The following is a 1,529-nucleotide window of genomic DNA, read 5'->3' on the forward strand; positions in this document are numbered from 1 at the left end:
GGGTCCAAAGGGTGCAAAAAAAGTTGGCTGGGTTCAAGTATATGGAAAATGGTATTATCTAGATCCAACAACAGATGGCTCTATGAAAACAGGTTGGGTTCAAGTACATGGGAGATGGTTCTACTTAGATGGTAATGACGGTGGTGCCATGAAAACTGGTTGGATTCAAGTAAATGGAAGATGGTTCTACTTAGATGCAGAAGGAGCTATGAAAACAGGTTGGGTATTAAGTAATGATAAATGGTATTACTTAGATGCAGAAGGAGTTATGAAGACTGGTTGGTACCAAGAAGGAGAGAAATGGTTCTATTTAGATCCATCTGCAGAAGGTGCAAAAAAAGTTGGCTGGGCTCAAGTGAATGGGAAATGGTATTATCTAGATCCAACAACAGATGGCTCTATGAAAACAGGTTGGGTTCAAGTAAATGGACAATGGTATTATTTAGATGGTAATAAAGGCGGCATGATGGTAACTGGACAAGTAGTTATTGATGGGAAGACCTATGTTTTTGCCGATGATGGACAACTCAAAAGTGAAGTCGCTAGTAAAGCAGATAAAATTATTACTGAAGCTAAAAAACATATCGGTAAACCCTACGTATGGGGAGCAACCGGACCTAATAGTTTTGACTGTTCCGGATTCGTTTACTATGCGTTTAATCACGCTGGATATCCAATGTCAAGAACAACAGCACAAGGATTATATGATAAATCTCAAAAAATCACTAACCCTCAACCTGGTGATTTAGTATTCTTACATAGTACATATGATAATGGTCCTTATATCACTCACGTAGGAATTTACATTGGTGATGGTAAAATGATTCAGGCTGGCGGTAAAGGTGTAGAGATTCAAAGTTTAAATTCACCTTATAATCTTAAACACTTTGCTGGATATGGTAGAATCTAAATTATAAATCAGTATCATATTACCGAATTCAATAGAATTGTAAAAAATCTATTAAATAAACAAAAAAGTTCAGTACCTTTATAATATAAGGACTGAACTTTTTATTTATTTTCTTCTACCTACAATTTAAATGCTGCTCTATTTCTACTCAAAATTTTTAAATTACAAACGCAAATAACTATCAACCTAAAAAATATGACTTTTATTTAGGTAATACATATATTTTAACGTTTTTTACACCCCAATTATAAGAAACTTCTTTAGAAGGAACAAATACATCTATTTTATTCCCTTTAATAGCTCCACCTGTATCCCTAGCTTCTGCAGGTCCATAGCCTTCAACATAAACTTTCGACCCAAGAGGTATAACAGAAGGATCTACAGCAATAATTTTCAAATTAGGATTAGCAGTCAAATCATCTCCCATTCTTGTATACACATGTTGCCCTGCAGGTGTACCATTTTCTGCTGGATCATTTGTATATGCTGTTGCTCTGACTGTTCGCTCAGTACCTTCAATCCATTGTCCATCTTCTTTGAAATAGCTCATCTTCCCATCAATTTTATTCCAGCCGGTTTGCATAGCTCCACCTGCATTACCATCTAAATAATACCATTT

General features: G+C 35.5%; 2 protein-coding genes. One reads left to right on the forward strand and one right to left on the reverse strand.

Going from position 1 to position 1,529, the window contains the following annotated elements:
• Window positions 1-910 (forward strand): NlpC/P60 family protein (locus MR170_RS30560; RefSeq protein ID WP_242310630.1); only part of this gene is annotated, 910 nt, incomplete at its 5' end.
• A 202-nt stretch (window positions 911-1,112) separates the two neighbouring features.
• Here the strand turns inward: MR170_RS30560 and MR170_RS30565 are convergent.
• The coding region (locus tag MR170_RS30565) for a 3D domain-containing protein (protein ID WP_242310632.1) at window positions 1,113-1,529 on the reverse strand (417 nt) is incomplete at its 5' end.

Source organism: Bacillus cereus group sp. BfR-BA-01524, assembly GCF_022662595.1.
In the GTDB taxonomy this organism is placed as follows: Bacteria; Bacillota; Bacilli; order Bacillales; family Bacillaceae_G; genus Bacillus_A; species Bacillus_A thuringiensis_S.